Here is a 20,023-nt window from a genome sequence, read left to right on the forward strand (position 1 = left end):
CGCCGCCCGCCGTCCACCATGCCCACCGTCCGCCACGCCGTCCTCGACCTGCTGCGCGACCTGCGCATGACCACCGTGTTCGGCAACCCCGGCTCGACCGAGCTGCCGCTGTTCCTCGACTTCCCGTCGGACTTCCGCTACGTGCTCGGCCTGCAGGAATCGGTGGTCATCGCCATGGCCGACGGCCATGCCCAGGCCACCCGCAACGCCGCCTTCGTCAACCTGCATTCGGCCGCCGGCGTGGGCCATGCCATGGGCAACATCTTCACCGCGCACAAGAACCGCACGCCGATGGTCATCACCGCCGGCCAGCAGGCGCGGTCCATCCTGCCCTTCGACCCCTTCCTGTTCTCGCGCGAGGCCACCGAGCTGCCCAAGCCCTACGTCAAGTGGAGCATCGAGCCGGCGCGGGCCGAGGACGTGCCCGCCGCCATCGCCCGCGGCTACCACCTGGCCATGCTGCCGCCGCGCGGGCCGGTGCTGATCTCGGTGCCGGCCGACGACTGGGCCCGGCCCTGCGACCCGCTGCCGTCGCGCACCGTCGCCACCACGGTGCGGCCCGACGCCGCGGTGATGGCGCAGATCGGCCAGGCGCTCGACGCCGCGCAGCGGCCGGCCTTCGTCGTTGGCGGCGCGGCCGACCGTGACCAGGCGCTGCCGGCGCTGGTCGCCCTGGCCGAGCGCCACCGCGCCCGCGTCTTCACCGCGCCGATGGCCGGCCGCTGCGGCTTCCCGGAAGGGCACCCGCTGTTCGCCGGCTTCCTGCCCGCCATGCGCGAGCGCATCGTGCAACTGCTGGCCGGGCACGACGTGGTGTTCGCCGTCGGCGCGCCGGCCTTCACCTATCACGTCGAGGGCTTCGGCGCGCACCTGCCCGCCGGCGCCCGGCTGCTGCAGCTCATCGACGACCCGCACACCGCCGCCTGGACGCCCGAGGGGACGGTGGCGGTGGGCAGCCTCCTGCCGGGCCTGCAGGACCTGCTCGACCGTCCCGCACGCCCCGACCGGCCGTCGCCGCCGCGGCGCGAGCCGGCGCCCCGCGCCGAGCCCACGTCGCCGATGTCGGTGGCCTTCCTGATGCAGACGCTGGCCGAGGTGCGGCCCGCCGGCGCGGTGGTGGTCGAAGAGGCGCCCAGCGCCCGGCCGGTGATGCAGCGCCACCTGCCGATGCCCGGCGCCGACAGCTTCTACACCATGGACAGCGGCGGGCTGGGCTGGGGCCTGCCGGCCTCGGTCGGCGTGGCGCTGGGCCGGCCGGGCACGCGGGTGATCGCGCTGGTCGGCGACGGCTCCGCGATGTACGGCATCCAGGCGCTGTGGAGCGCCGCGCAGCTGAGGCTGCCGCTCACCGTCGTCATCGTCAACAACGGCCGCTACGCCGCGCTGCAGGAGTTCGCGCCCAGCTTCGGCTTCGACCGCGGCGCCGAGCTGCCGGGCACCGCGCTGCCCGCGCTCGACTTCTGCGCGCTGGCCCGCGGCCACGGGCTGGACGGCGTTCGCATCACCGAGGCCGGCGCGCTGGCCGAGGGCCTGCGCCAGGCCCTCGCCGACCCGGCGCCCCGCCTGGTCGAGGTGGTGGTGGCGTGACGGCATCATCGGCGTCGGCCCGACCCGACCCCAGACCAAGACCGAACCCATAGGAGACACCCGATGACCCCCGTCCGCTCGACCCCTTCCGGCGTGTCGCTGACCCGCGCCCTGGCGTTCGCCGCCGGCCTGCTGTGCGCGTCGCTGACGGCGCAGGCGCAGGCGCCGGCCGCGCCGGCGGCCTACCCGAACAAGCCGATCCGCCTGGTCGTGAACTTCCCGCCCGGCGGCGCCGCCGACACCATCGCCCGCGCGGTCGCCGCGCCGCTGCAGGACGCGCTGGGCCAGTCGGTGGTGGTGGAGAACCGCGCCGGCTCCGGCGGCAACCTGGGCGGCGACCTGGTGGCCAAGTCGGCGCCGGACGGCTACACGCTGCTGATGAGCTCCGGCGGCATGGTGTCGGTCAACCCCTTCATCTACCCCAAGATGCCGTTCGACCCGGCGAAGGACCTGACGCCGGTGGCGGCCGCCGCGCGGGTGCTGGTCTTCCTGGTCACCAAGCCGGCGCTGCCGGTGGACAACGGCAAGGCCTTCGTCGCCTACCTGAAGGCCAACCCCGGCAAGCTCACCTACGGCTCGCCGGGCAACGGCAGCTCGCCGCACCTGGCCGGCGAGATGTTCAAGAGCCAGGCCGGCGTGTTCGCGGTGCACGTGCCCTACCGCGGCGCCGCGCCGGCGCTGCAGGACCTGCTGGCCGGCCAGATCGACTACACCTTCGACCCCGGCATCGGCATTCCGCACGTCCGGGCCGGCAAGCTCAAGCTGCTGGCGGTGGGCAGCCCGAAGCGCTCGCCGCTGTTCCCCGACGTGCCGACGGTGGAGGAGGCGATGGGCCTGAAGGGCTTCGACGCCGACAGCGTGTTCGGCTTCTACGCGCCGGCCGGCACCCCGGCGGACATCGTCAACCGACTCAACCGCGAGATCAACCGCACGCTGGCCCTGCCCGCGGTGCGCGAGCGCATCCTGGCGCTGGGCGGCGAGCCGGCGCCGATGACGCCGGCGCAGTTCCACGCCAAGGCGGAGGAGGACGCGAAGCGCTTCGGCGCCATCATCCGCGAGCGCAAGATCGTCGCGGATTGAACTGAAGCCCCTGGTCGCCTTCGGCGACCTGTCCCCACAGGGATCGGATCGGAAACCCGTGGCCGCCGCCCATAATCGGCGGCCATGGACCTGCCCGCCCACCAACTGACCATGACGGTGCTGATGACGCCGGACACCGCGAACTTCGCGGGCAACGTGCACGGCGGCACCATCCTCAAGCTGCTGGACCAGGTGGCCTACGCCTGTGCCAGCCGCTACGCCGGCCGCTACGTGGTGACGCTGAGCGTGGACCAGGTGATGTTCCGCCAGCCCATCCACGTCGGCGAGCTGGTCACCTTCCTGGCGGCGGTCAACCACACCGGCACCTCGTCGATGGAGATCGGCATCAAGGTCATCGCCGAGGACATCCGCACGCAGGCCGTGCGGCATGTCAACAGTTGCTTCTTCACCATGGTGGCGGTGGACGACGAGCGCAAGCCGGTGCCGGTGCCGCCGCTGCGGCCCTTCAGCCCCGACGAACGCCGCCGCTTCGCGGCCGCCGAGGTGCGCAAGCAGCTGCGCCGCGAGATGGCCGAGCGCGCCGCGCAATTGATGCCGAGCTGATGCCGCGCTGATGCCCGGCGCGTGACGCTGAAGCGGGCGCTTCATCAACGCTTCGCGCCGCTGTCATCGGCGCTTTCCAGACTCGCAGGTTCCGATCACAACAAGGAACCTGCATGGACCACCGCCTCTTCACCGCCCGCCGCCTGGTCGCCCTGGCGTGCGCCCTCGCCGCCACCGGCGTGCACGCCGCCAACACGCTGACCGGCTTCGCCCTGCTGCCGGCCAACACCTTCGCGCCGGGGCCGACCTCGGGCCAGCTGACGGCGCCGTCCAACGGCGTCACGCCGCCCTACGTCAACCAGCAGCCGGTGCAGGGCTTCTCGGCGGTGCTGAACGGCCCGGTGGCCGGCAGCTACTTCGTCATGCCGGACAACGGCTTCGGCAACATCGCCAACTCGCCGGACTACCTGCTGCGCATGTACGCGGTGGCGCCGCAATGGCGCACGGCCAGCGGCGGCAGCGGCACGGTGACCCCGCTCCACTACGTCACCGGCGCACCCCAGCCCAGCTTCAACACCAGCACCTTCATCCAGCTGCGCGACCCCGACCAGCGGCTGGGCTTCAACCTCGTCGCCAACCAGACCAACTACCCCGGCTCGTCGATTCCGGTGGACCCGCAGCTCAAGGCCAACCGCTGGCTCACCGGCGGTGACCTGGACATCGAGGCGGTGCGGCAGGACCGCAACGGCAACCTCTGGTTCGGCGACGAGTTCGGCCCCTTCCTGGTCAAGACCGACGCCACCGGCAAGGTGCTGCGCAGCGAGATCGCGCTGCCCAACAGCACCGGCACCGGCGGCGCGCCGCTGGTGCAGTCGCCGCAGAACCCGTACGTGGCGCCGGGGCAGAACAACCTGCGCGGCTCCAACGGCTTCGAGGGCCTGGCCATCGACACCTCAGGCAACAAGCTCTACACGCTGCTCGAAGGGCCGCTGATCCCCGACGCCGACCAGAAGCGGCTGATCATCAACGAGTTCGACCTGGCCACCGAGGCCTACACCGGCCGCACCTTCGGCTACAAGCTCGACCCCAAGGGCACCAACATCGGCGACATGACGGCGATCAACGACCATGAGTTCCTGGTCATCGAGCGCAACGGCATCCAGGGCACCCAGCCGAACGCCGCCGACATGTTCAAGAAGGTCTACAAGATCGACCTGAACAAGGTCGACGCCAACGGCTTCGCCGAGAAGACCGAGGTGGTGGACCTGCTCAACATCGCCGACCCCAACGACCTCAACGGCGACGGCCGGCTGACCTTCGACTTCCCCTTCGTCACCATCGAGGACGTGCTGGTCGTCGACGCCCACACCCTGCTGGTGATCAACGACAACAACTACCCCGGCAACGGCGGCCGCACCACCGTGGGCCCGGACAACACCGAGTTCATCCTGGTCAGCCTGGACCAGCGGCTGGCGGTGGCGCCCATCCCCGAGCCGGAGACCTACGCGCTGATGCTGGCCGGGCTGGGCGCCCTGGGCGTTGCGGCCCGGCGCCGCCGTCGCCAAGGCTGAGGCACTGGCACCGGCGACGAACCGGGCCGTGCGCCCGGTTCAGTCGCGGAAGTTGTGGCCCAGCCGGTCGAGCCGGCGCAGCAGCGCCGGCCAGACGAAGTCGCCGCCCAGGCCGCCGGTCTGCACCCGCATCGCCTCCCGCGTGCCGGCGATGATCTGCGGGTCGACGGCCGTCAGCGGCGCGCCGCCGCTCTGCGCCATCACCTGGATGCGGCAGGCCGACTCGAAGGTGTGCATCGACAGGAAGGCGTTGCCCACGCTGCGGCCCACCGTCAGCAGGCCATGGTTGCGCAGCACCAGAAAGGTGTTGCGGCCCAGGTCGGCCTGCAGGCGGGGGCCCTCGTCGGGCCGGAAGGCCACGCCTTCGTAGTCGTGGTAGCCCACCGAGGCCAGCACGAAGGTGGCCTGCTGGGAGATCGGCAGCACGCCGTCGCGCTGGGCGCTCACCGCCACGCCGGCCATGGTGTGGGTGTGCAGCACGCACTGCACGTCGGGCCGGGCGGCGTGCACCGCGCTGTGGATGACGAAGCCGGCCGGGTTCACCGGGTGCGGCGAGTCGATCACCTTGCGGCATTCGCTGTCCACCTTGACCAGCGACGAGGCGGTGATCTCCTCGAACATCAGCCCGTACGGGTTGATCAGGAAGTGGTGCTCCGGTCCGGGCACCCGCACGCTGATGTGGGTGAACACCAGGTCGTCCCAGCCGGACAGGGCGACCAGCCGGTAGCAGGCGGCCAGGTCCTGGCGCAGCTGCCATTCCTCGGCGGAGACCTGGTCGCGGACGGCGGCGGTGGCGGGGTTCATGCGGTACTCCTGGCAGGGTCGTGGTGGGCGATTGGGACACGGCGCGGCGGGCCCGGATGTCAACAACCCGACAACCCCAGGGAATGTCCCTGCCGCGAGGCGGGCCGGCCTCCACCCGTCACCCGCGGCTCCCACCGCTTCAGCGGCTCCGCTGCTTCACCCACGCCTCCACCTTGTCGCTGCCGCCGATCAGTTGACCGTTCACGAACAGTTGCGGCACCGTCCCGGCCCGCGCGATCGCGCCAAGCGCGCGCGTGCGGATGCTGTGCGGCAGCGGCACGTCGGCGTACGGGACGCCGGCTTCGTCCAGCAGTTGCTTCGCCTTGGCGCAGAAGGCGCAGCCCTCGCGCGTGAGCAGCGCCACCTGGTCCGGCTCGCGGGCGTCCCGGTTGACGTAGTGCAGCAGCGTATCGGCATCGGAGACCTTGAACGGGTCACCCGGCTCCTCCGGCTCCACGAACATCTTCTCGACCACACCGTCGCGCACGAGCATCGAGTAGCGCCACGACCGCTTGCCGAAGTTCAGGTCGCTCTTGTCGACCAGCATGCCCATCTGCTCGGTGAAGGCGCCGTTGCCATCCGGCAGCATGAAGACGTTGTCGCACTCCTGGCTCTTGGCCCATTCCTCCATGACGAACGGGTCGTTCACGGCGATGCAGACCACCTGGTCGACGCCGTTCTGCTTGAACGTGGGGGCCAGCTCGTTGAAGCGGGGCAGGTGCGTGCTGGAGCACGTCGGCGTGAAGGCGCCGGGCAGCGAGAACACGGCGACGGTGCGCCCCTTGAACAAATCGTCGGAGCTGATGTCCTTCCATTCGTTGTCTGCGCGGTAGCGGAACCTGACGTGCGGGACGGGCTGGCCTTCGCGGGCGGGTTGGGGCATGGCTTGGCACTCCGGCTGCTGACGATCGCTGGATTCTGCGCGGGCTGCGGCACTTCGCGAGCCCGCTCGCCGCGCGCGAAAATCACCCGACATGTCGTCGACGCCACCGCCACCGCCCGCCCAGCCCCGCAACCCGCTGCATGGCAAGACCCTAGAGGCCATCCTCACCGAGCTGGTGGCGCACTACGGCTGGGACGGCCTCGCGCAGCGCGTGGCCCTCCGTTGCTTCAGCAGCCAGCCGAGCATCGGCTCCAGCCTGAAGGTCCTGCGCAAGACACCGTGGGCGCGCGAGAAGGTCGAGGGCCTGTACCGCTTCATGCTGCGGGACCTGCGGCGCGGTGGCCCGCCAGACGCTCAAGGATGAGCGCCGACCCGACCGCGAAGTACCTGGCGGCCTATCCGCCTGACCTGCGCGCGCAGGTGCGGGTGTTGATCGCCGAGGGGCGGCTCCTCGCAAGCCTGATGCGGCGCCATCCCGAGCGCCACGACATCGCCAGCGACGCCGCGCTGTACGAGTATGTGCAAGAGCTGAAGAGCCGCCACATGCGCAACGCCGGGCCGCTGGCCAAAGTGCTCTACGACAGCCGGCTGCACCTGACCCACCGGGCCCTGGGCACGCACACGACCGTGTCGCGCCCGCAAGGCGGCAACCTCAAGGCCAAGCGCGAGATCCGCATCGCCAGCCTGTTCCGCCAGGCCCCCGCCGCATTCCTGAGGACGATCGTCGTGCATGAGCTTGCGCACCTGAAGGAGCGCGAGCACGACAAGGCGTTCTACGCCCTGTGCACCCACATGGAGCCCGACTACCACCAGCTGGAGTTCGATGTCCGGATGTGGCTGACGGGGCTGGAGGCTGGCGGGGTGCAGGGTGGCGTGTCGGGCTGAAGACGCTTCTGGATAGGCAGAAGGCTGCGTCAGACTCTGGTTGCAGTCGCTCAGCCTCGCGCACGGGGAGGACCGCTCTCGGCCAGAAGTCGTCTTTAGTGACTGTCACCTTTCCGGCTGGCCATCCGCTCCGACCCGACCACGACCGGCTCGAAACCCCGAAGCCCGCCTGGGTGATTGGCCGCTACTTGAGGTCCGGGATCTCGTCCGGCACGGGCACCGATGAGTCCCTCCGCGCCATCACAGCGCGCATGTGGCTATGTGCATGACGCGCGAGTGGTCCGCGCAGCTTGTCTGGAATGAACCAGAACCCGAGAACGGCCAAGAGCACGGTCAGGCCAGCGGAGATCCCGGGCTCCGACTCCGCTAGGCTTGTGCCCAGCAGCGTCAGGGCTCCGAAGAGGCCCGCAATCTCGAACCGAAGCCGTCGATAGACCGAACGTCCCGCCCGCATGCCCTCTGCAGCCACCTGGGCCCTGCGCTGCCTTTCGGCCTCCATCAGTTCGCCGACCGTCCGCTCCAGCTTGCCCTTGGAGATCTCATGAGACTCTGCCGCAAGGCGCTGGCGTTCGATCTCCTCACGCAGCAGTTTGGCGTCGCGAGCGTGTGCCTCAGATGCGGCACTCATGGCCGTAGAGAGCTGCTCAACAACGACCGCGTGGCCCGCCTTGACCGCCGCAATTGCAGCTTCTGCCTTCTTGCGCTCCGCTTCGGCCGCATAGTCTCCGGCCGCGAGTTTCACTTTCTCGAGGATGAACGGCAGGCGCTCCTTAGTCACGTCCTCCGGGTCGCCACGCGTTGCCCGCATCAGCGCGCTTGCACCCTCTCGGTCCTCGAGCAGTGCTGCGATGTCTTGTGCAGCTTCTTTACCGCTCAGCTCAAGCATCAGGTTGTAGGCGCGAGCCTTGATGTCAGGTCGCGGTCTGACCGCGGCGGAGCAGTGAGCCAGCAGGCGCGCTCTGGAAATCTTGCCATCACCGCCGCCCTTACGCAGCCAGAGATAGCCGGCAAATTGCTTGTCAGACAAGGCCACCGGGACCCCGCGTTCAATCTTCGCCGCGGCATGAGAGGTCGCGCCTTTCAGCCAAAGCCGCCAGGATTCATTCGCGATTCCGACCAGGGCCGTATTTCGAGTTAGCAGCAGCGCCTTCGCGTCGCAGAGTCGAGTGCAAACATCGCCTGTGTCTCGGAGAGAGATCATGGACCACACCGACTTCCGGTCGTGGGCCTTGGCCTCATCGTTTCGCCACGCCTGCATACGTGAGCTCATGTACGACTCGATGTCGCCCACTGATGTCATCGACTTGCGATGCAGAGGGGTTTCCGGGTCTCGGTGCACAGCGATGCCGAGTCGCTGCTCTGCACGCTCTGCAACGCGACCAGTTAGTGCTGCAAGGGCTGTAGGGGCAGCCGTTGTGCCCCAACCAGACGCCACTTGATTGATCCCCGACCGCAGGAACTCCAGCCGCGCCTTGACCGCGGTCTCGGCCTCCGCAACGCAGTGGTCGAACACTGCCGGTTTCGCGCCGCCCTCGTGAATCGCTTCGAGCAACTCCAGGCCGTACTCCTCGTACTCTCCGTTCACACCCAGCATGTCGAGGAGAAGGGGCGAATCAAGATAGACAGTCAACCCGTCGAGCGGCGCGTTGTCCCCTGACGGCTCTCGAAAGCATGCGATCGCCTCAGCCGCCATGTTGGCAAAGGCGACATTCGATACACGATCGAAGGCCTGGGGATAGTTGCTGCGGAGGTCCAGCAAGAACTGCGAGACCAGGAAGTCAAGATGTAACTCCTCTGGATCACTTCGCTCAGCTTTAGGCTGGGGCTTCTTCAGCGTGATGGTTTCCGCTGTCCGCTTGGCGGAAATCGACACTTCACGCCGAGTAAGCAACCGCATCGAATCAACGTTTAGAAGGCGATCGAGGAAGGCGGCCTCGAGCCAGGACTGCTCCTTGCCTTCTATTCTTCCATCGGTCCGGCAGTACTCAAGGAACGAGTTAAGTACGTTCTCAACGTCTGCTTCCGTCACGGGCGGCGCTGCGGCGACATCGCCAATGGTCTTCCCGGGCGCGTAGCGATAGACCGCCGACGAAGCGTGGCCAGATACGAGCAGCAGAATCCCCTCGGCCGCGAGTTGCTCTGTCAGCCCCAGCGCGGCCAAGCGGGGAATCGAGATCCCAAAGCGCTGGGCCACCGCATTGCAGAACTTGGCGGCGTCAAAGAGGTCACCGGCGAATTCTTGACAGGCCTCGGCGAGAAATGGTGTTATCGCCTGACCGATTCCCAGGCCCGGCTGCTGCAGGCGATCAGCCAGTACACAATAGGCTATGAGCGTTCGCTTCGGCCTGGCATCTGCTCCCATGTCTCTCCCCAACAGGCTGCTTTTCTCTCGCCAGTTTAGCCTGCCGTACCGAGGCCTCGACTGGAGGCGTGCCGCAGATTGCCGGCGGATTCGGATTCGCCAAACCGTTGATTCGCATGGACCCCATGATGTGGAACTCAGTAAACGGGGAATTCGTCATTCATTTGTGGCGCTCTTTGGCATCGACACCGAAAGCCGACGTGGGCATCTCGATTTGAGCTTCGACCTCCGGCTGCTTGAATGCAATCGCGCCGAGCCACCCGAGGGCTGTGTAGCCCGATACGGCGAGTCTGACGCTGAGGTGGTCGGCGATGATCTTGTTGGACTCGCAGGGTCGCCGTCGAGGTATTTGAGTGCAACACGATGCCTGCCCTCACCGCGCGTCGCTATGGTCTGACGGGCGGCTTCAGGGCGACGTAGTTGAAGGGGCGGGGGGTCGGCTTCGGGTCGGAAGGAGCCGCCCATTGCAATTGGCTATGTGGCCGCAACCGCTGCATTGCTGCCATTGACGTCGCGAAGAAAGCGACCACAGAGGCTCAGCTGCAGCTGACAAGCTGGCGGTCAGACCATGTGAAATGCAGCCCCAAGCAGGTGTCCGGCCGTCCATGAAGCTGCCCCGCGCGACGAGGCGTCCTGGCTCGACCTAGGCCCGTACCTGCAGAGCGTGATGCTGGCCGCCCGCGGCCTGGACACCTGCCCGCAGGTGAGCCTCGCGCCCGACCACGCGGTCATCGCGCCGCGGTTGGGCATGCCGGCCGACCCCGTGACGGTGTGCGGCCTGTCGCTGGGCTGACGTGACGAGCAGGCGCCGGTGGCTGCGCTGGGCATCCCCCGGCGCACCGTGGACGGGTTCGTGCAGACCCGCGGCTTCCGGCCGTGCCCTGGCGGCTCAGCCGTTCGGCTTCAGCGTCACCTTGGTCCAGCCGTCCTCGCGGGCGTCGAAGTTCTTGTACGCCTCCGGCGCCTGCTCCAGCGGCAGCTCGTGCGAGACGATCCACGACGGCTCGACCTTGTCCTGCTCGATGAGGCGGCTGAGGAAGCGGTTGTAGGCCTTCACCGGGCACTGGCCGGTGCCCAGCTTCTGGCCCTTGAACCAAAACATGCCGAAGTCGAAGGCCATCTGCCCGCGCCGCTGCAGCGCCTCCTTGGCGTTCGGGTCCTGCGGCACGAACACGCCCACGCAGCCGATGTGGCCGGTGAACTTCACCGCGTTGACGAGGTTGTTCATCGTGAGGTTGGGCACCTCCTCCTGGTGCCGGTTGCAGCACTGGTAGCCCACGCACTCGCAGCCGCAATCCGCGCCGCGGCCGCCGGTCAGCTCCATCACCCGCTCGAGGCCGCCGCCTTCGGTGTCGTCGATGGCCACCGCGCCGATCTGCTCGGCCAGCGCCAGCCGGTCCTTGTGGGTGTCGACCACCATCACCAGGCTCGCGCCCTTGACCGTGGCCGACAGCGCCGCCATCAGGCCCACCGGTCCGGCGCCGTAGATCACCACCGACTGGCCGGGCCGCAGCTGTGCCATCTCGGTGGCGTGGTAGCCCGTCGGGAAGATGTCCGACAGCATCACATAGTCGTTCTGCTTCTCCGCCGCGTCGCGCGGCAGGATCAGGCAGTTGTAGTCGGCGTAGGGCACGCGAAGCAGTTGCGCCTGCCCGCCGTGGTAGGGCCCCATGTCGGCAAAGCCATAGGCCGCGCCGGCAAGGCCCGGATTGCAGGTCAGGCAGTAGTTGCTCAGGCCCCGCTCGCAGTTCTCGCAGAAACCGCAGCCGATGTTGAACGGCACCGACACCATGTCGCCGACCTTGACCTGGTCGACGGCCGGGCCGACCTCGATCACCTCGCCGACGTTCTCGTGGCCGAGGATGCGGCCGGGCCGCATGTCGGTGCGGCCCTCGTACATGTGGAGGTCGGAGCCGCAGATGTTGGTGCGGGTGATGCGGACCACCGCGTCGGTCGGACGCTCGATCCGCGCGTCGGGCATGTCCTGGACGCTGACGTCGCGCGGCCCGTTGTAGACGAGGGCCTTCATGACGCCACCTTCTTCTTTCCGGCCGGCATGGGCGCCGGCTTACCGCTCTGCAGTTCCTTCTTCCGCGCATACAGCCGTGGCGCCAGGCCGCGCAGGTCCGCGGTGGAGTAGCGCGCCTTCAGGAACACCTGCTCGCGCTCGTCCATCACGTGGTCCATGACGGTGGCGAAGAGTTGCTGCACCGTGCCGTCATACGCCGCGTCGGTGGGCGGCATGGCCTGGATCTGGGCGATCGCCGCCTTGGCCTCGGCGTGCTCTTCCAGCGCCTCGTCCATCAGCACATCGTCCCGGATGGCGGCCCGCACCTCGGGATAGAAGATCTCCTCTTCGATCTGCGTGTGCACGCCGAGGTCGCCACAGATCTTCAGCGCGAGCCGCTGTTTCGCCTCGGGCGCCGCGCCGTTGTCGCACAGGGCCTGGTAGTCGAGGAACAGTTTCTGGACCAGTTTGTGGTCCGCATCCAGCAGGTCGACGGCGTCGACGTAGGCAAGCGTGGCGCTCATGGGGAATCCTTTCGAGGGGGTCGATGGAGTCTGGACCGGCGGTTCCATGTCGGCCACCCAGGGCGCACCGGCACTCTGTATCCGATCCCCGGGGCGGGATTCACGCTGACAACAGTCCTCCGCTTCACCGACAGGCGGTGATCCCGTCCGCCGCTGGTGGCTCACCCGCTGGCCGCCTAAGGTGATGTCCACCACTCCAAGGAGGCGTCTATGGGCAAGTACTTCATCGCTTGGTTGCTCGGCGTCCCGGGCATCGTCCTCGTGCTGCTCTATTTCTTCTTTCGGTGAACCACCGAAGCGCGTCGAAGGCTCCTGTCAGGGATCGTTCTCCCAGAAACCGACGGCCGGCGGCACCTGAATTGCCAGCGTTTTTGCTCCACAACACACAGGAGACCTCCATGAAGGCCAAACTTGTTGCGCTCATCGCAGGCGCCGCCCTCGTCGGCATCGCCCAGGCACAGTCCGCCGTCGGCGAAGCCGCGCGTGACACCGGCGCCGCCGCCAAGGCCGCGGTGACCCCCGGCGACCAGAACATGGGCCGCACCCCCGAACAACCGCAGCGGCGGCCTCATGGGCAATGACCAGCCCGGCGGCGCGGCGGGCCGTGCCGCGGAGGCGGCGGTGACGCCGGGCGACCAGAACATGGGCCGGACCCCGAACAACCGCAGCGGCGGTCTGATGGGCAACGACCGCACCGGCACCGACGCCGGCACCAACGTTCGCAGCACCCGCGCGCCGCGCGCCGACCGGGGCTGATCGACGGCGGACGGGCCGGGCCAGGCCCGGTCCGCTCGGCCACGGCCAAGCTCAGCCCCGCTCCCACCCCCCACCCAACGCCCGGATCAACCCCACCGTCGCCTGCGCCTGCGCCGCGCGCACCTGCACCTGCTGGCGGCGGTTGCGCAGCTCGCTGCGCTGGGCGTCGAGCAGTTCGAGCTGGCCGATGAGGCCGTTGCGGTAGCGCACGCCGGACAGCGCGGTGGCGCGGGCCGCGGCGGCCACGGCGCGGGTCTGGGCTTCGGCCTGGGCGCGCAGCAGGCGCAGCGACGCCAACTCGTCCTCCACCTCGCGCACCGCCACCAGCACCTGTTCGCGGTAGCCGGCCGCCGCGCCGTCGAACTCGGCGCGGGCGTTGGCGATGCCGGCGTCGCGCCGGCCGCCGTCGAAGATCGGCAGCGACAGCAGCGCACCGAGGCCCCACGCCCTGGACGACCAGCGCAGCAGGTCGCCCAGGTCGGGCGACGCGGTGCCGGCCGAGGTGGTCAGCGACAGGCTGGGGAACCACGCCGCCTGCGCCACGCCGATGCGGGCCTGCGCGGCCAGCAGCCGGCGCTGCGCCGAGGCCACGTCGGGCCGCCGCGCCAGCACGGTGGCGGGCAGGCCGGCGGGGATGGCGGGCAGCGCGGTGTCGAACGCGCCGTCGGTGGCCGCCAGCGCGAAGCCCGATGCCGGTTCGCCCAGCAGCTGCGCCAGCGCATGTTCCAGCAGCTGGCGCTGCCGCTCCACGCTCAGCGCGTCGGACTCGGTGCCCGCCAGTTCGCTCTTCACCCGTTCGGCGTCCAGTTCGCCGACGTCGCCGGCCGACAGCCGGCGCTCGGTCAGGCGCAGCGTGTCGCGCTGGGCGCGCAGGGTGTCGGCCACGATGGCGCGCTCGGCGTCCAGGCCGCGCAGCGCCAGGTAGGTCTGCGCCACGCTGGCCTGCACCATCAGCCGCGTGCTCTCCAGCAGCGCGGCCTGGGCCTCGGCGTCCAGCGACGCGGCATCGCTGGCCCGTGCCAGGCGGCCGGACAGGTCCACCTCCCAGTTCAGCCGTGCGGCCAGGCTGTCCTGGGTGAACGGCCGGTTCGCCAGCAGCGGCTGCGTGGCCCGGTTGGCGCCGGCGGCGAGGTCGATCACCGGGCGGCGCTGGGCCTGCGCCTGCAGCAGCAGCGACTGGGCCTGCGCCAGGCGCGCGGCCGCGGTCTGCAGCGAGGTGTTGCGCTCGCCGGCGCGCTGCACCAGGTCGTCGAGCACCGGGTCGTTGAACACCGACCACCAGCGGCCGCGCGGCTGCGCGTCGGCCGGCGCGGCGACGGTCCACCGGCCGGCCTGCGGGACGGCCGCACCGGCCGAGCCGGCGTCGGCCGTCGACTGTTCCTTGAAGGCGACGGGCACCGGCTGCAGGGCCTGCGTGTCCACCGGAGGCGGCGCGGTGGCGCAGCCGGCCAGCAGCAGGGCGGCGAACAGGGAAGTGAAGGCAAAGGATCGGGTCATGGTGGGCTCCCTGGTCTCATTCGTGGTGGGACCGCGGCGCCGCGGGCTGCGCCGCCGTGACGGCACCGCCGTGGGTCACCACCGGCGCGTGCTGCCCGCCGTGGTGCGCCAGCGGCCGGTTGCCGGCCATGCGCCGCAGCACCACGTAGAACACCGGCGTGAGGAAGAGGCCGAAGGCGGTGACGCCGATCATCCCGGCGAACACGGCCACGCCCATCGCGCTGCGCATCTCGGCACCGGCGCCGGTGGACAGCACCAGCGGCAGCACGCCCATGACGAAGGCCAGCGAGGTCATGAGGATGGGCCGAAGCCGCAGCCGCGCCGCCTCCACCGCGGCCTGCACCGGCGTGCGGCCGGCGATCTCCAGCTCGCGGGCGAACTCGACGATGAGGATGGCGTTCTTCGCCGAGAGGCCCACCAGCACCACCAGGCCGATCTGGGTGAAGACGTTGTTGTCGCCGCCGTCCAGCCAGACCCCGGTCATCGCCGCCAGCAAGCCCATCGGCACGATGAGGATGATGGCGATCGGCAGCGTCAGGCTTTCGTACTGCGCGGCCAGCACGAGGAAGACCAGCAGGATGGCCAGCGGGAACACCCAGACGGCGGAGTTGCCGGCCAGGATCTCCTGGTAGGTCAGCTCGGTCCATTCGAAGCTGACGCCGGGCGGCAGCGTCTCCTTGGCGATGCGCTCGATCGCGTCCTGCGCCTGGCCCGACGAATAGCCGGGCGCCGGGCCGCCGTTGATGTCGGCCGAGAGGAAGCCGTTGTAGCGCATGGCGCGCTCCGGCCCGAAGCTGGGCTCCACGGTCATCAGCGCCGACAGCGGCACCATCTCGCCCGACGCCGACCGCACCTTGAGCAGCCCCACGTCCTCGGCCCGCGCGCGGAAGGGCGCGTCGGCCTGCACCCGCACCGAGTAGGTCCGGCCGAACTGGTTGAAGTCGTTGACGTACAGGCTGCCGAGGTAGATCTGCAGGGTGTCGAAGATGTCGGTCACCGGGATGCCGAGCTGCCGCGCCTTGGTGCGGTCGATGTCGGCATAGAGCTGCGGCACGTTGACCTGCCAGCTCGAGAACACGCCCGCCAGCTCCGGCGCCTGGTAGGCCTTGGCCATGAAGGCCTTGACGGCCTGGTCCATGGCCTCATAGCCCACCGAGCCGCGGTCCTGCAGCTGCAGCTTGAAGCCGCCGGTGGTGCCCAGCCCGGCCACCGGCGGCGGCGGGAACATGACGATGAAGGCGTCCTCGATGCCGGCGAAGGCCTTGTTCAGTTCGCCGGCGATCGCCTGCGCGCTGAGGGACGGATCCCTGCGCTCGTCGAAGGGCTTCAGCATCGCGAAGGCGATGCCCGAGTTCGAGCTGTTGGTGAAGCCGTTGATCGACAGCCCCGGGAAGGCCAGCGAGCCCTCGATGCCCGGCGTCTTCTTCATGATGTCGCCCATGCGGCGGATCACCTCGTCGGTGCGGTCCAGCGTGGCGCCGTCGGGCAGCTGGGCGAAGCCGATCAGGTACTGCTTGTCCTGCGTCGGCACGAAGCCCGAGGGCACGGCCTTGAACAGCAGCACCGTGGCGCCGGCCAGCACGAGGTAGACGCCGAAGGCCATCGCCTTGCGCGACAGGACGCCCTGCACGCCGCGGCCGTAGGCGGTGGAGCCGCGGCCGAAGGCGTTGTTGAAGCCGCGGAACAGCCAGCCGAAGGCACGGTCCATGCCGCGCGTCAGCGCGTCCCTCGGCGCGTCGTGGCCCTTGAGCAGCAGCGCGGCCAGCGCCGGCGACAGCGTCAGCGAGTTGACCGCCGAGATCACCGTGGAGATGGCGATGGTCACCGCGAACTGCTTGTAGAACTGCCCCGTCAGGCCGCTGATGAAGGCCAGCGGCACGAACACCGCCACCAGCACCAGGGCGATGGCGATGATGGGACCGGACACCTCGCGCATCGCGCGGTAGGTGGCGTCGCGGGGCGACAGGCCGGCGGCGATGTTGCGCTCGACGTTCTCCACCACCACGATGGCGTCGTCGACCACGATGCCGATGGCCAGCACCAGTCCGAACAGGCTCAGGGCGTTGATCGACAGCCCCAGCAGGTGCAGCACGGCGAAGGTGCCGACGATGGACACCGGCACCGCCAGCAGCGGGATGATGGACGCGCGCCAGGTCTGCAGGAACAGGATGACGACCAGCACCACCAGCAGCACCGCCTCGATCAGCGTGTGCACCACCGATTCGATCGACGCCCGCACGAACTGCGTCGGGTCGTAGGCGATGCGGTACTCCACGCCCTCGGGCATCTGTTTCTGCAGCTCGTCCATCGTGGCGCGCACCGCGGCCGAGATGTCCAGCGCGTTGGAGCCGGGCGCCTGGAAGACCCCGGTGCCCACCGCCGGCGCGTTGTCCAGCAGGCTGCGCAGCGAGTAGTCGGCCGCGCCCAGCTCGATGCGGGCGATGTCGCGCAGGCGCACCACGCTGCCGCCCGGCCCGCTCTTGACGATGATGTCGCCGAACTCGGCCTCGCTCTTCAGACGGCCCTGGGCGTTGATGGACATCTGCACGTCCACGCCCTTCAGGCCCGGCGATGCGCCGACCACGCCGGCGGCGGCCTGCACGTTCTGCTCGCGGATGGCCCTGACCACGTCGCCGGCGGCGATGCCGTGCTCGGCCGCCTTCTGCGGGTCCAGCCATGCGCGCATGGCGTACTCGCCGCCTCCCCAGGTCATCACCTGGCCGACGCCGGGAATGCGCGCCAGCTTGTCGCGCACGTTCAGCAGCACGTAGTTGCGCAGGTAGTCCATGTCGTAGCGCCCGTTGGGCGAGACGAGGTGGACCACCATGGTCAGGTCGGGCGAGCTCTTCACCGTGCTGATGCCCAGCCGGCGCACCTCCTCCGGCAGCCGCGGCTCGGCCTGCGCCACCCGGTTCTGCACCAGCTGCTGCGCCTTGTCGGGGTCGGTGCCCAGCTTGAACGTCACGGTCAGCGTCATCAGGCCGTCGGTGGTGGCCTGGCTGCCCATGTAGAGCATGCCCTCGACGCCGTTGATCGATTCCTCCAGCGGCGTGGCCACCGTCTCGGCGATGACCTTGGGGTTGGCGCCCGGGTAGCGGGCGTTGACCACCACCTGCGGCGGCACCACCTCGGGGTACTCGGAGATGGGCAACGCCTTCAAGGCGATCAGCCCGCCGAGGAAGATCAGCAGCGACAGCACGCCGGCGAAGATCGGCCGGTCGATGAAGAATTTCGAGAGGTTCATGGCAGTGGCCCCGTGCCGTTCAGCGCGCCGCGACGTTGACGGCCGTGTCGGCCTGCGCCGTCATCGGCACCGGCTGCGGCGCGATCACGGCGCCCGGACGCACCCGGTGCAGGCCGTTGACCACCACCCGCTCGCCGGGCTGCAGGCCTTCGGTGACGATGCGCAGGCCGTCCACCGGCGCGCCCAGCTTCACCTCGCGCCAGACCGCCTTGTGGTCGCGGTCGACGACGATGACGAAGCGCTTGCTCTGGTCGGTGCCCACCGCCCGCTCGCTGACCAGCAGCGCGGTCTCGCCGCGCGGCTGGCCCATGCGCAGCCGCGCGAACTGGCCGGGCATCAGCCGGCCCTCGCGGTTGTCGAACACCGCGCGCAGGCGCACCGTGCCGCTCTTGCCGTCGACCTGGTTGTCGACCAGCTGCAGCCGGCCCTCCACCGGACCGTCGGTGCCTTCCATGCGCACCGGGATGCGCTCGACCTGGCCGCGCGCCAGCGCGCCGCCGGGCAGGTCGTGCAGCGCGCGGGCGACGAGCTGCTCGTCCGCGTCGAAGCTGGCGTAGATCGGGTGCACCGAGACCAGCGTGGTCAGCACCGGCGCGTTGGGCCCGGCGGCGACCAGGTTGCCGGCGGTGACCTCGGCCTTGCCGATGCGCCCGGCCACCGGCGCGCGCACCTGGGTGTACGACAGCGACAGCCGGGCCGACTGCAGCGCCGCCTGCGCCGCCCGCAGGTTGGCCTCGGCCTCGCGCAGGCCGTGGCCGCGTTCGTCGAACTCGCGCTGCGCGATGGCGCGGTCCTCCCACAGCCGCTCGGCGCGCTGCTGCTCGCTGCGGGCCTGCGCCAGCCGCGACTGGGCGGCGGCGAGCTGCGCTTCGGCACGCTCGACCTCGGCCGCGTACGGCGCCGGGTCCAGGCTGACCAGCAGGTCGCCCTCCTTCACCAGCGCGCCCTCGCGGAAGTGCACCGCCTGCAGCGAGCCGGCCACCCGCGGGCGCACCTCCACCCGCTGCACCGCCTCCAGCCGGCCGGAGAACTCGCGCCAGGCGCTGACCTCGCGCTGCACCACCTCGGCCACCGACACCGGCACGGCGGGCGGCGCGGCGGCGGCCGGCGGCGCCTCGGCCTGGCTGGCCGCCAGGCCGAACAGGGCCGAGCCCACTGCGCCGAGCGCCACCACGGCGGTGAGCACGGACAGGCCGGCGACGACGGGCCGGCGGACGAGGGTCTGGTGCAGGTTGGGCATGTGAAGTTCTCCTGGAAGGGCGGGCAAACGCGGGCCGGCGCTGGCGGCACGGGCGGCCAACGGGCGGCATCGGGACACGGTGGGGTCAGCCGGGGCGGGGGGCGGGCCGAGGTCGACAACCGGCGAGGCCACCGGCGGCCGCGCGGCGCGCCTGCAGGAAGGCGCGCAGCGGCGGGCCCAGTTCGGCCGACCAGGGGGCCTCGCCCGGCGCGCGGTGGCTCTGCGGCCAGCCGGTGGGCGCGCTCAGCACCACCTCGTCGACCGCCACGCCGGCCTGACGCAGGCGCTGGCCGTAGGCGCGGGTCTCGTCGCGCAGCGGGTCGTCCTCGGCGGTGACCAGCAGCGCCGGCGCCAGGCCGGCCAGCCGCATCGCGCGGCCCGGCGTGGCGTAGGGGTGCAGCGCGTCGCAGGCGCGGGCGAGGTAGCGGCGCCAGCCTTCGGCCCAGCAGCAGCCGGGTTCGCCGGCCCGTGCGTCGCGCAGCGACGCCGTGGCGGTGCAGGCGTCGAGCATCGGCGACAGCAGCACCTGGCCGTGCAGCGGCGGGGTGCAGCGGTCGCGGGCGGCCAGCGCGGCCGCGGCGGCCAGGTTGCCGCCGGCTTCCTCGCCGGCCACCAGCAGCGGCAGCCGCTCGGCCTTCAGCTTGCGGCGCTGGCGGTGCAGCCAGTCGAGGGCGGCATGCACCGCTTCCACCGGCTGCGGGAAGGGCATCGCCGGCGACAGCGGATAGGCCAGCGAGGCCACCCGCGCGCCCTCGGCCGCCAGCAGCCCGGCCATGCGCTCGCCCTCGGCCGGCGAGCCGGCGGTGAAGGCGCCGGCGTGCAGGTGCAGCACCAGGGCGATCGGCTCGCCGGCCGGCAGCGTCCAGCGCAGCGCCAGCGGGGCGTCCAGGCCCGGCAGGCGCAGCGCGTCCTCGGCCACCAGCGGGGCGGGGGGTGCGGCGGAATCGGACGGGCGGACCATGGTGCGGACGCGGCAGGGCGCTGGGCAGTGCGATGCGGCGAACGATAGACAGCGCCGGGCGGCGGATCAACGCGGCGCGCGCTCATGCTTTGTTGCGCCCCTTCCAACAATGCGGCG

The 20,023-nt window shown here is 70.3% G+C and carries 18 protein-coding genes; 9 read left to right on the forward strand and 9 right to left on the reverse strand.

Annotated elements, in window-relative coordinates:
- The first annotated feature begins 18 nt into the window (after positions 1-18).
- The 4 genes from mdlC (at position 19) to LRS07_RS20210 (ending at position 4,742) form a co-directional block, all read left to right on the forward strand.
- A complete protein-coding gene (gene mdlC / locus LRS07_RS20195; protein ID WP_260499708.1) occupies positions 19-1,587 on the forward strand; it encodes a benzoylformate decarboxylase in 1,569 nt (522 codons plus the stop codon).
- 63 nt (positions 1,588-1,650) lie between these two features.
- On the forward strand, positions 1,651-2,667 hold the full coding sequence (locus LRS07_RS20200; RefSeq protein ID WP_260499709.1) for a Bug family tripartite tricarboxylate transporter substrate binding protein: 1,017 nt from the start codon (positions 1,651-1,653) through the stop codon (positions 2,665-2,667).
- 84 nt (positions 2,668-2,751) lie between these two features.
- Positions 2,752-3,231: an acyl-CoA thioesterase gene (locus tag LRS07_RS20205; RefSeq protein WP_260499710.1), complete on the forward strand. Its 480-nt coding sequence runs from the start codon at positions 2,752-2,754 to the stop codon at positions 3,229-3,231.
- A gap of 113 nt (positions 3,232-3,344) precedes the next feature.
- Positions 3,345-4,742 (forward strand): esterase-like activity of phytase family protein, encoded by a 1,398-nt coding sequence (locus LRS07_RS20210; protein ID WP_260499711.1) that lies wholly within the window; start codon positions 3,345-3,347, stop codon positions 4,740-4,742.
- Positions 4,743-4,781: 39 nt separating this feature from the next.
- Here LRS07_RS20210 and LRS07_RS20215 read toward each other — a convergent pair whose 3' ends face one another.
- Positions 4,782-5,546, reverse strand: coding sequence for a class II aldolase/adducin family protein (locus tag LRS07_RS20215; RefSeq protein ID WP_260499712.1), 765 nt, complete (start codon positions 5,544-5,546; stop codon positions 4,782-4,784).
- 139 nt (positions 5,547-5,685) lie between these two features.
- A complete protein-coding gene (locus LRS07_RS20220; RefSeq protein ID WP_260502185.1) occupies positions 5,686-6,429 on the reverse strand; it encodes a glutathione peroxidase in 744 nt (247 codons plus the stop codon).
- A gap of 91 nt (positions 6,430-6,520) precedes the next feature.
- Between LRS07_RS20220 and LRS07_RS20225 the strand changes: the two genes are divergently transcribed.
- Positions 6,521-6,793 (forward strand): VF530 family protein, encoded by a 273-nt coding sequence (locus tag LRS07_RS20225; RefSeq protein WP_260499713.1) that lies wholly within the window; start codon positions 6,521-6,523, stop codon positions 6,791-6,793.
- Entirely contained in the window at positions 6,790-7,314 is a 525-nt protein-coding gene (locus LRS07_RS20230; RefSeq protein WP_260499714.1) for a M48 metallopeptidase family protein, read from the forward strand. The genes LRS07_RS20225 and LRS07_RS20230 overlap by 4 nt, the downstream gene beginning before the upstream one ends.
- Positions 7,315-7,498: 184 nt before the next feature.
- Here LRS07_RS20230 and LRS07_RS20235 read toward each other — a convergent pair whose 3' ends face one another.
- The gene (locus tag LRS07_RS20235; protein ID WP_260499715.1) at positions 7,499-9,676 is read right to left on the reverse strand and encodes a hypothetical protein; all 2,178 of its coding nucleotides are present in this window, start codon (positions 9,674-9,676) and stop codon (positions 7,499-7,501) included.
- Positions 9,677-10,343: 667 nt separating this feature from the next.
- Here LRS07_RS20235 and LRS07_RS20240 point away from each other — a divergent pair.
- Positions 10,344-10,469, forward strand: a complete 126-nt coding sequence (locus LRS07_RS20240) for a nitroreductase family protein (protein WP_260499716.1) — start codon at positions 10,344-10,346, stop codon at positions 10,467-10,469.
- Between the two features lie 96 nt (positions 10,470-10,565).
- On the opposite strand, the gene LRS07_RS20245 is transcribed toward LRS07_RS20240, so the two are convergent.
- Together LRS07_RS20245 and LRS07_RS20250 are read right to left on the reverse strand one after the other, a co-directional pair.
- Positions 10,566-11,705: a glutathione-independent formaldehyde dehydrogenase gene (locus LRS07_RS20245; protein WP_260499717.1), complete on the reverse strand. Its 1,140-nt coding sequence runs from the start codon at positions 11,703-11,705 to the stop codon at positions 10,566-10,568.
- A complete protein-coding gene (locus LRS07_RS20250; RefSeq protein ID WP_260499718.1) occupies positions 11,702-12,208 on the reverse strand; it encodes a hemerythrin domain-containing protein in 507 nt (168 codons plus the stop codon). The genes LRS07_RS20245 and LRS07_RS20250 overlap by 4 nt, the downstream gene beginning before the upstream one ends.
- 398 nt (positions 12,209-12,606) lie before the next feature.
- Between LRS07_RS20250 and LRS07_RS20255 the strand changes: the two genes are divergently transcribed.
- Positions 12,607-12,789 carry a hypothetical protein gene (locus LRS07_RS20255; protein ID WP_260499719.1) on the forward strand — a complete coding sequence of 61 codons (183 nt, stop codon included), beginning with the start codon at positions 12,607-12,609 and terminating at the stop codon, positions 12,787-12,789.
- Positions 12,779-12,964, forward strand: coding sequence for a hypothetical protein (locus LRS07_RS20260; RefSeq protein WP_260499720.1), 186 nt, complete (start codon positions 12,779-12,781; stop codon positions 12,962-12,964). The genes LRS07_RS20255 and LRS07_RS20260 overlap by 11 nt, the downstream gene beginning before the upstream one ends.
- Positions 12,965-13,015: 51 nt before the next feature.
- On the opposite strand, the gene LRS07_RS20265 is transcribed toward LRS07_RS20260, so the two are convergent.
- The 4 genes from LRS07_RS20265 to LRS07_RS20280 all read right to left on the reverse strand — a co-directional run bounded on the left by LRS07_RS20265 (position 13,016) and on the right by LRS07_RS20280 (position 19,906).
- A complete protein-coding gene (locus LRS07_RS20265; RefSeq protein ID WP_260499721.1) occupies positions 13,016-14,461 on the reverse strand; it encodes an efflux transporter outer membrane subunit in 1,446 nt (481 codons plus the stop codon).
- Positions 14,462-14,477: 16 nt separating this feature from the next.
- The gene (locus LRS07_RS20270) at positions 14,478-17,705 is read right to left on the reverse strand and encodes an efflux RND transporter permease subunit (protein ID WP_260499722.1); all 3,228 of its coding nucleotides are present in this window, start codon (positions 17,703-17,705) and stop codon (positions 14,478-14,480) included.
- 19 nt (positions 17,706-17,724) lie between these two features.
- Complete coding sequence (locus LRS07_RS20275) at positions 17,725-18,945, reverse strand: efflux RND transporter periplasmic adaptor subunit (protein ID WP_260499723.1); 1,221 nt, start codon at positions 18,943-18,945, stop codon at positions 17,725-17,727.
- Between the two features lie 85 nt (positions 18,946-19,030).
- Positions 19,031-19,906 carry an alpha/beta hydrolase fold domain-containing protein gene (locus LRS07_RS20280; RefSeq protein ID WP_260499724.1) on the reverse strand — a complete coding sequence of 292 codons (876 nt, stop codon included), beginning with the start codon at positions 19,904-19,906 and terminating at the stop codon, positions 19,031-19,033.
- Between the last annotated feature and the right edge of the window lie 117 nt (positions 19,907-20,023).

The sequence above is a fragment of the Aquabacterium sp. J223 genome (assembly GCF_024666615.1).
In the GTDB taxonomy this organism is placed as follows: domain Bacteria; phylum Pseudomonadota; class Gammaproteobacteria; order Burkholderiales; family Burkholderiaceae_C; genus J223.